Genomic DNA, 9,737 nt, shown 5'->3' with positions numbered 1-9,737 from the left:
CCCTTGCGCACTTCATAACGCCCAAAGTAGACAACGTCCCCAGGAGTAGGTATCGGTATCAATTGTTGGAGGTCCAGGGTTAAGGGGTAAGGTATAACTGCTGCTTGGTTTAGGGCGGTTTTCAGCTCCGTCTGGGTCTTTTCGAGGATAAATTGGCTAGGGGCAACAATGCCGTCGGCAGCCAAGATGCACCACTTCTCCAGACAGCCCACCCACCAGACCGGCAACCGGTACTCGGGAAAGCCATTAACCCGTCGTGCCTGATACTGGGCGGTGTGAAGAACCAGGACAATAGGTACATTTTCCAGAGCAGGCTCCCCCTGTAGCTTCCGCTGCAATAAAAAGTAGCTCAGTGCTAAACACTCTTGGGATTCAATAACGTCTGGTTTGCCCTGTTTTTGGATGTACTCAATCACTGCTTCGGCCATCTGGTAGCTCTGACCGATGCCCTCCGACATGTGGGTGTAAGGGAAACTCAAAAGATTCTTTTCTAGCCGAACAATGCGGACACCATTGATGGTGGTCTCACGGTGATGATTGGCATCTTCGGTGAAGCCAAATACCACAACCTGATGGCCTGCCCTTACCAAGGCTTCCGAGAAGTTTTTGACGTAGTTAGCAATGCCACCCGCTAGCGGATAAAGCTCAGAGGTCAGGATAAAGATGTTCATAGAATGCCTTGACTAGCTTCGGCCGTTGTCCCTGAAGGCAAAACCTACTTTTTTTAGCACCGTGGGTGGGGATTGTCAATGGGGCTGGACGGTTGACTGGTTTCCAAGGTACCCTAAAGATAAAGACGCAGTGCAAATGCTGTGATGAGTGACGTTCCCCAACCCAGGCAAACGCCCCAGTTCGATGAACCTAAGTTCGGCTTCAATACCTACAGTGAGCGGCTTAATGGCCGGGCAGCCATGGTGGGCTTTGTCCTAGCTATCCTGATTGAACTGATTACGGGTAAGGGGGTACTAACCTGGTTGGGCTTGATCCGCTAGGTTAAAATTGAAAAGCCAGTAACTACGTGGTCCGTAATGTCTCTTGCGCGACGGATTCGCTCTTATTACAGCCGTTACCCGGTGGTCAGTATGGTGGTCACGGCGGGGTTGATTGATATGGTGCTAGGGGGGACGAAATCGGCTTGGTCCCTGTTCTGGCTGGGATTTTTGGCAACCACGGGAACGCTGACCTGGCGCTGGCTAGTGTCCCGACGCACGGCACCACCACCGGCAACGGAACGTCCCCGCCACTATCTCACCAGTGAATCGAGCGCCAGTTCGTTGCCGATGCTGCGCATGAACCGGCGGTCTAACCCATGAGGGAAACGGAAGCGCTGGTGGCGGAAATTCGCCAGGCAGTGCAATGGCGGCGGAATTTTGCCATCATTTCCCACCCGGATGCGGGCAAGACGACGCTGACGGAAAAGCTCTTGCTTTATGGGGGCGCGATTCAGGAGGCAGGGGCGGTCCGGGCGCGGCGTAACCAGCGTCATGCCACCTCGGACTGGATGGAGTTGGAAAGGCAGCGGGGGATTTCGATTACGTCTACTGTTTTGCAGTTTGCGTATAAGGGCTTTACGATTAACCTGCTAGATACGCCAGGACACCAGGACTTTAGTGAGGATACCTACCGGACGTTGGCGGCGGCGGACAATGCGGTGATGCTGATTGATGCGGCTAAGGGCATCGAACCCCAGACCCGCAAGCTTTTTGAGGTGTGTCGCCTGCGTCAGTTGCCAATTTTTACGTTTGTAAATAAGTTGGACCGGCCGGGGCGACTGCCGCTGGAACTGTTGGATGAAATCGAACGGGAGTTGGGGTTGACGCCCTATGCGATGAATTGGCCGCTTGGGATGGGGGACCAGTTTCAAGGGGTGTATGACCGACGGGGGCGCTGCTTCCACCTGTTTCAACGGGGTGAACGGGGTCAAACGGCGACGGAAACGGTGATTCCCCAGGGAGACCCCCGCATCGAAACCTGTGTGCCTAACCCCTTGTACTACCAACTGAAGGATGACCTGGAATTACTGGAGGGGTTGACGCCGGATTTGGACCTGCAGGCGGTGCACCAGGGGCAGATGACGCCGGTGTTTTTCGGCAGCGCGATGAACAACTTTGGGGTGGAGTTGTTTCTGCGCCAGTTTCTGGAGTTGGCCGCACCGCCGGGGGGACGCAACAGTACCCAGGGCTGGATTCCCCCAGATTACCCGGAATTTAGCGGTTTTGTGTTTAAGTTGCAGGCAAATATGGACCCGAAACACCGGGACCGGGTGGCCTTTGTGCGGGTGTGCTCGGGTAAGTTTGTCAAAGATATGACGGTACAGCATCCCCGTACGGGCAAAACGATTCGTCTGAGCCGGCCTCAAAAACTCTTTGCCCAGGAGCGGGAGTCCCTGGAGGTGGCCTATGCGGGGGATGTGATTGGTCTCAACAATCCGGGGGTGTTTGCCATCGGTGACACCATTTGCACAGGGAGCCAATTTCACTTTCCGGGGATTCCCAGCTTCTCGCCGGAGCTGTTTGCCTACCTGAAGAATCCCAACCCGGCCAAGGCGAAATCGTTTCATAAGGGGGTGGCACAGTTAGCCGAAGAGGGGGCGGTGCAAATTCTGTACTCAACCGATGACAGCAAACGGGACCCCATCATTGCTGCCGTGGGCCAATTGCAATTTGACGTGGTGCAGTTTCGGTTGCAGAGCGAGTACGGGGTGGAGACCATTCTAGAACCCTTGCCCTACACCTTGGCCCGTTGGGTGGTAGGGGGATGGCCGGCCCTGACCCAAGCCGGACGCCTGTTCAATACGGTGGTGGTCAAGGATGCCCAGGAACGACCGGTTTTGCTGTTCAAAAATGCCTGGAATCTCCAGCAGGTGCAGGAGGACCACCCCAATCTCCAACTCAGCCCCGTGTCACCCCTGGATTACTGATCGAGCGTGCGATAGCTGCTGGGCACTGCCACATCGGAAAGACCCGTCAGCACCCGCAGGTTTTGCGCGCGCACCAGTTCGGTGAAGTTCAGACCCCGTCGCTCCAGTTGGGCTTGGCGTTCGGTGGCCTCCAGAAGAGCGCGAGCTGCCTCCGTTTCGCTGTAATCCCGACGCTGGGCCCAGGTGAGAGCCGCCTCATCCGCTTGCAGTTCGTAGGCCGGGGAGCGGTAGTAACGCCACAGTTGCCGCACCGCCAGAGCCGTCAGTCCCGCCCCTACCACTGTGCCCACCGCATCCCCCTGGAGCGCTTCGGCCAATACTGCCACCCCACCCACCAGCGCCAACCCCTGGGACCAACCGGGCCGCAACCAGGCCATGCCCCGTAGCCAGCGGTCCATCCGCAAAAACAGCAGGTCACGCTGGGGACGGGTTAACTGCTGCCACAGCTCAAAGTTAATATGGATGGGCAACTCCCAGCGCCAGGGCCAGGGAAAAGGGGCAGCAATGACCTGGGACTGTTGAGGACGGGACAAAATCCGCACCCGCATCCGGCTGCTTGCCGGCAATAAGTCCATCAGCCGCGCGATTTCCGTATCTCGGTCAAACGCATCCATCAGGACCCCTGGACGGTGATGGTTTCCAACACCTTTATTGTGCCATCCGGTTGCACCTGCCAGACCTCGTAGGCCCCCAACACGTCCCCCTGCTCATCAAAATCCAGTACACTGCTGGCGCCCTGAAAATTAATCTCTTGTCCTTCCCGCAACAGGCGCAGCCCTTCGCACACATCCGTCACCTCCACACCGGGGGGATTGGCCACTGCCCGAATGTTGTCGCGAATCTGCACCCCCTGATTGGAACGAGCCGCCTGGGCCGCCAATACCAACACCGCCGCCGCATCCCAGGTGTTGGGGGCAAACACGTTGGGTTCGCGGTTAAACGCCTGGCGATAGCGCTGCCGGAAATCGGCCAAACCAGGTCCCCCCGCCGCCGGCGCCGTCCCCACCACACCGGCAATAATCCACTGCCCCTGGGGTGTCTTGCCCACCAGTTCGGCCAATCGGGCCTCCTTCATGCCGTCGGTCAGCACCAGGGGAATACGCGGGATAAACCCCTGTTGAAAGGCCGAGCGAATCACGATGGTGCCCGTTTCCGGATAACCCACCAGCACCACCGCCTGGGGATTGCGCCCAAAGACCGCCCGCACTTCCGAGTCAAAACTGGCCGCCTGCGCTTCGTAGAACTGGGTGACCACCACCTGTCCACCCCGCTGCTGCATCGCTTGCTGAGTCGCCTGGGCCAGTCCCCGCCCGTAGTCATTGTTGATGGCCAAAATACCGATGCGCTGCCAACCCCGTTTTTGCATCAGTTCGGCCAGGGCCTGCCCCTGAAATGAATCCGGCGGCGCGGTGCGAAACCAAAACCCCTGCAACTCCCCCCTTTTGGCCCGCTCGGTAAACACCGGACTGGTACTGGCCGGGGAGATCATCACCACCTGACCCCGCACAGCAATGTCCACCGCTGCCCCTGACACTGCACTACTGGCCGCTCCCACCACACCCGCCACCCGGTCCACCTGCACCAGCTTGGTCATAGCTGCCGCACCTGCCGTCGGTTGGGTTTGGTCATCTTCAGAAATGAGCTGCACCGGTTGGCCGTTGACGCCGCCGCAGGCATTTACCGTTTGCACCAACAAACTAGCCGCATCCTGCATACCCGGACCGAACTGGGCCAGGTCACCACTGATGGGCAACAACGTACCGATTTTCAAAGCCCCGCCCCCCGGCTGGCACGCCGCTAAGCCCACCAGCAACAGCCAACACCACCGCTTCACCCGCGCACCTCCTGCACAGACCTGCCAACGTAAGATGACCCTATCCTGTGTATCGTATCAGGTGAGAGTGCTGGACAGCCGCTCGATGTCCGCCCCGATGGCCCGCAACTTTTCCTCTAACCGCTCGTAGCCCCGGTCCAGGTGGTGCAAGCCGCTGATGATGGTCTCCCCCCGGGCCGCCAGACCCGCCAGCACCAAGGCCGCCGATGCCCGCAAATCCGTGGCCGTCACCGGCGCACCCGTCAAAAAGGGCACCCCCTGGATAAGGGCATGGTTCCCCTTCACCCGAATATTCGCCCCCATGCGCTGCAACTCCGCCACATGGCGCAGGCGATTTTCAAACACCGTTTCCGTGACCACGCTGGTGCCTTCGCTCAGGGTCAACAGGGCCATGAACTGGGCCTGCATATCCGTGGGAAACCCCGGAAACGGCAACGTTTCAATATCCGTGCCCCGGTAAGGGTCATCCCCCGGTTGCACCCGCAGCGTGTTGGGCGACTCCAACGTGACCCGGCAGCCAATTTCCGTCAACTTGGCCGTCACCGGCGTCAGGTGCTCAGGGATCACCGGACTCAGCAGCAACTCCGAGCGGGTAATGGCTGCCGCCACCATGAACGTCCCCGCTTCGATCCGGTCCGGGATGATCGTGTAGTCTGTGCTGTGCAAGCGGGGCACCCCCACCACCGTAATCGTTTTCGTGCCGGCCCCCCGAATTTTTGCCCCCATACTGCGGCAGAAATTGGCCAAATCCACCACCTCCGGCTCCTGGGCCGCATTTTCGATCACCGTTTCCCCCTCCGCCAAGGTCGCCGCCATCATCAGGGTCTCGGTGGCCCCCACGCTAGGGTAGTCCAGGTAAATATGGGCACCCCGTAATTTGCGGGCGTAGGCGTGGACCATACCATGTTCAATCTGCACCGTTGCCCCCAGGGCCTGTAACCCTCGCACATGCAACTCCACCGGTCGCGCTCCAATGGCACAGCCCCCCGGCATGGGCACCCGCGCCACCCCCAACCGCGCCAACAACGGTCCAATCACAAAAAAACTAGCCCGCAGTTGACTGACGATTTCGTAAGGGGCCAGGGAACGATGCAAATGGGTCGCGTCAATCTCCAGCATCCCCCGGTCATAGTGGACCTCCACCCCCAAGGCCGTCAGCACCTGCCCCATGCGGTGGACATCCACCAGATCCGGTACATTGCGAATCCGGCAATCCCGGGAACACAGCAACGCCCCCGCCATCAGCGCCAGCGCCGAATTTTTTGCCCCACTAATGCTGACCGCTCCCCCTAGGGACAACCCCCCACGAATCCGCAAGACAGCATTGGACCCCGTTCGCTCCTCCACCTGCGCAGGCATTTCTCTCAACTCCTCACCACCCCAATTACCCTGATTCTACGCCAAATCGGCGGGGGTTCACAGGGTAGGGTACCGTTGCGGGGTAGCCAAGGAGCTGGCCGTAGGTTGCAACTTGGGCATCGCCTGGCGCACCAGGGCCGTCACCTGGGTCGTGGTCGCATCGTACATGCTGGTCACCAAACGGGGATACAGCCCAATGCCAATTACCGGTACCAGCAACGACGCAATAATAAACACCTCCCGCGGCTCCGCATCAATCAATTTTTCGTGGGCCACCAATTCCTCGTTCTCTGGCCCATAGAAAATCTGGCGCAGCATAGACAGCAGGTAAATCGGCGTCAGAATCACCCCTACCGCCGCCAACAGCAACACCAGCACCTTAAACGGCACGCTGTAGGCATCACTGGTAGCAAAACCAATAAACACCATCAACTCCGCCACAAACCCACTCATCCCCGGCAGGGCCAGCGACGCCAAAGAACAGGCCGTAAACATGGCGAAAATCTTAGGCATCTTTTGGCCCACCCCGCCCATTTCCTCCAGGATCAGGGTGTGGGTACGGTCGTAGGTCGCCCCCACTAGGAAAAACAAACTCGCCCCAATTAACCCATGGGAAATCATCTGCAAAACTGCCCCGCTCAGGCCCGTCGTCGTATAGGACGCAATCCCGATCAACACAAACCCCATGTGGGAAATAGACGAGTAGGCAATTTTCCGCTTCAGGTTGCGCTGGGCAAAGGACGTCAACGCCGCATAGATGATATTCACCACCCCCAAAATCGCCAGCACCGGCGCAAACAGGGCATGGGCCTCCGGCAGCATCCCCATATTCATGCGGATCAGGGCGTACCCCCCCATCTTCAACAAAATGCCCGCCAGCAACATGTGCACCGGCGCCGTCGCCTCCCCGTGGGCATCCGGCAACCAGGTATGCAGGGGAAAAATGGGCAACTTCACCGCATAGGCAATCAAAAACGCCCCATAGCACCAAAGCTGCAGCGCCAGGGGGTAGGACTTCAAGGCCAAATCCCGCATCTCAAAACTAATGGGGTCCCCGTAAAAAGCCATCGCCAGCCCCGCCACCAAAATAAACAGGGACCCCCCCGCCGTATAGACAATAAACTTATTGGCCGCGTACTGCCGCTTGTGCCCCCCCCAAATCGCCAGCAGCAAATAAACGGGGATCAGCTCCAGCTCCCAGACCAGGAAAAATAGCAGCATATCCTGCACGGCGAACACGGCAATCTGCCCCCCGTACATCGCCAGCATCAGGAAATAAAACAGCCGGGGCTTCAGCGTCACCGGCCAGGCCGCCAGGATCGCCAGGGTGGTAATAAACCCAGTGAGCAAAATCAAGGGCATGGACAGCCCATCCACCCCCACCGACCAGTTCAGGCCGATTTGCGGCAGCCAGGGGTAGCGCTCCACCAGTTGCAAATCCGGCGAATTCAGGTCGTAGCCCCGCCAAAAGCTATAACTAATCAGAGCAAAATCCAACAGCCCCACCCCTAGGGCATACCAGCGCACCGTTCGCCCTTCCTTATCCGGCAAAAAAGGGATCGCCAGGGCCGCCACCACCGGCAGGAGAATGATCGTGGTCAACCAGGGAAAACCAGCCGTCACCATACACCCCCCTTAGGAAAACCAGCCCGACACCACCGCCAGCCCCAACACCGCCAGCAGGATCACCAGCGCATAGGTCTGCACCCGCCCGTTATTGACGTACTTGAGCACCTCCCCCGTCACCAACGTCACCAGCCCCGTCAGGTTCACCAGCCCGTCAATAATGCGGTAATCCGTCTCCAGGGCCTGGCGGGCCAGCCGACGCAACGGCAACGCCACATACCGCTCGTACAGGTCATCCCAGTACCACTTGTGCACCAGAAACTCATACAGTTTCGGGAAGCGCTCCGCCAGGGGTTCCACCCCCGTGTACTTACCGCCATAGGTGGCCACCGCTAGGGCTATGCCCAGCAAACTCACCCCCACCGACGAACCCGCCACCGTCAAAAACGCCCTCCAATCGAAGGCCTCCTCCAGTCCATGGCCGCCTTCTAGGAAACGGGCAAAGTGATTGGCAAAGGGCAGGCCCACCCAGCCAACGGCCACCGACGGCATCGCCAGCAGCACCAACGGCAAGGTCATCGTCCAGGGAGACTCGTGGGGTTCCGGGGCATGGGTTTGCGCGTGGGTCAGCTCCGCCACCTGCATCGCCCCCGGCCCAAACGCCAAACCGCGAAACTCCCCCCCAAATGTCAGCAGGTAAATGCGAAACATGTAAAACGCCGTCATGCCCGCCGTCAGCCAGCCCACCAACCACAGCCCCGGGTGAGCGGCAAACACCACCTGCAAAATCTCATCTTTTGACCAGAACCCAGAAAACGGCGGAATCCCACAAATAGCCAACGTACCAATCAAAAACGTGGCCGCCGTAATGGGCATGTATTTCCGCAAGCCCCCCATATAACGCATATCCTGGGCCTTTTCCGGGTCATGGCCCACCACCGCCTCCATGGCATGGATCACCGACCCCGACCCCAAAAACAACATCGCCTTAAAATAGGCGTGGGTCATCAGGTGGAACATCCCCGCCACCGGTGCCGCCACCCCCATCGCCATCACCATATAGCCCAACTGGGAAATGGTGGAATAGGCCAACCCCTTTTTGATATCCGTTTGCACCAGGGCAATCGTAGCCCCCAAAAAAGCCGTAAACGCCCCCGTCCAGGCCACCACCTGCAACGTCCCCGGCAAATACACATACACCGGCATCATGCGCGCCAGCAGGAACACCCCCGCCGCCACCATCGTTGCCGCGTGAATCAGGGCGGAAATGGGCGTAGGCCCCTCCATGGCATCCGGCAACCACACATGCAGCGGCGCCTGAGCCGACTTGGCCACCGGTCCTAGAAACACCAGAATTCCCAGACCTGTTGCCGCCCACAGGGGGAGTGATCCATCCTTGAGCAACTCCCCAACCCGCACCGCCAGGTCATCAAACTCCAGCGCCCCCGTCGTCCAATAGAACCCGAGAATCCCCAGCAGCAGGCCGAAATCCCCCACCCGGTTGACGATAAACGCCTTTTGGGCCGCCTCCCGTGCCGCAATGCGCTCGTACCAGAACCCGATCAGCAGGTAGGAGCACATCCCCACCAGCTCCCAGAACACGTAAATTTGCACCAGGTTGGGACTCAGGACCAACCCCAGCATGGAAGCCCCAAACAAACTCAGGTAGGCAAAAAAGCGGGAATATCCCTTGTCGTGGGCCATGTAGCCATCGCTGTAGAGCATCACCAGCAGGGAGACGGTGGTGACAATCACCAGCATCAGACTGCTGAGCCGGTCAACCACTAGCCCCATATCCAGGTGAAACGGCCCCGCCACCGCCCAGGTGAAACGCCAGATGTAGGGGTCGTGCCCTTGCGCTTGACTCCACAACAACGCCGCCGAATGGGCCAGGGCCACCCCCATCAGGGTAAGCACAAAAGCCGCATTGACCCGTTTGAGCCGACTGGTCCACTCCCCAAAGGTGATCAAGCCCGTACCGACCACCGTTGCCCCCAGCAAAGGCAGCACCGGAATCAGCCACGCATACTGGTAGAGCGCTTGTTCCATAGAAATCCA

Annotated in this window: 9 protein-coding genes; 3 read left to right on the top strand and 6 right to left on the bottom strand. The window is 59.1% G+C overall.

The annotated features are described in order from the left end of the window. A partial coding sequence (locus Q6L55_07915) for a glycosyltransferase family 4 protein (GenBank protein ID MEN9258636.1) occupies positions 1–671 on the bottom strand: 671 nt, incomplete at its 3' end. Between the two features lie 144 nt (positions 672–815). Here Q6L55_07915 and Q6L55_07910 point away from each other — a divergent pair. The 3 genes from Q6L55_07910 to prfC are packed head-to-tail and all read left to right on the top strand — an operon-like array spanning position 816 to position 2,920. Next, positions 816–992, top strand: coding sequence for a chlorophyll a/b-binding protein (locus tag Q6L55_07910; protein ID MEN9258635.1), 177 nt, complete (start codon positions 816–818; stop codon positions 990–992). Between the two features lie 36 nt (positions 993–1,028). Next, on the top strand, positions 1,029–1,313 hold the full coding sequence (locus Q6L55_07905) for a hypothetical protein (GenBank protein MEN9258634.1): 285 nt from the start codon (positions 1,029–1,031) through the stop codon (positions 1,311–1,313). Further along, complete coding sequence (prfC, locus tag Q6L55_07900) at positions 1,310–2,920, top strand: peptide chain release factor 3 (GenBank protein MEN9258633.1); 1,611 nt, start codon at positions 1,310–1,312, stop codon at positions 2,918–2,920. Before Q6L55_07905 ends, prfC begins: the two co-directional genes overlap by 4 nt. On the opposite strand, the gene Q6L55_07895 is transcribed toward prfC, so the two are convergent. Genes Q6L55_07895 through Q6L55_07875 form a run of 5 tightly spaced genes read right to left on the bottom strand, consistent with a single transcriptional unit; the run spans position 2,914 to position 9,728 of the window. Continuing rightward, the gene (locus Q6L55_07895) at positions 2,914–3,534 is read right to left on the bottom strand and encodes a DUF3318 domain-containing protein (GenBank protein MEN9258632.1); all 621 of its coding nucleotides are present in this window, start codon (positions 3,532–3,534) and stop codon (positions 2,914–2,916) included. The two genes, prfC and Q6L55_07895, sit on opposite strands and share 7 nt — an antisense overlap. Continuing rightward, positions 3,534–4,754, bottom strand: coding sequence for an ABC transporter substrate-binding protein (locus Q6L55_07890; protein MEN9258631.1), 1,221 nt, complete (start codon positions 4,752–4,754; stop codon positions 3,534–3,536). Before Q6L55_07890 ends, Q6L55_07895 begins: the two co-directional genes overlap by 1 nt. 57 nt (positions 4,755–4,811) lie before the next feature. Next, positions 4,812–6,113, bottom strand: coding sequence for a UDP-N-acetylglucosamine 1-carboxyvinyltransferase (gene murA / locus Q6L55_07885; GenBank protein ID MEN9258630.1), 1,302 nt, complete (start codon positions 6,111–6,113; stop codon positions 4,812–4,814). 57 nt (positions 6,114–6,170) lie between these two features. Next, positions 6,171–7,739 (bottom strand): photosynthetic/respiratory NAD(P)H-quinone oxidoreductase subunit D1, encoded by a 1,569-nt coding sequence (ndhD1, locus tag Q6L55_07880; GenBank protein MEN9258629.1) that lies wholly within the window; start codon positions 7,737–7,739, stop codon positions 6,171–6,173. Between the two features lie 9 nt (positions 7,740–7,748). After that, positions 7,749–9,728 (bottom strand): NAD(P)H-quinone oxidoreductase subunit 5, encoded by a 1,980-nt coding sequence (locus Q6L55_07875; protein MEN9258628.1) that lies wholly within the window; start codon positions 9,726–9,728, stop codon positions 7,749–7,751. Positions 9,729–9,737 lie beyond the last annotated feature (9 nt).

It is taken from the genome of Gloeomargarita sp. SRBZ-1_bins_9 (genome assembly GCA_039794565.1).
Taxonomy (GTDB): domain Bacteria; phylum Cyanobacteriota; class Cyanobacteriia; order Gloeomargaritales; family Gloeomargaritaceae; genus Gloeomargarita.
Note: the sequence above shows the minus strand (reverse complement) of the source record. Positions and strands in the feature narration are given on the sequence as shown.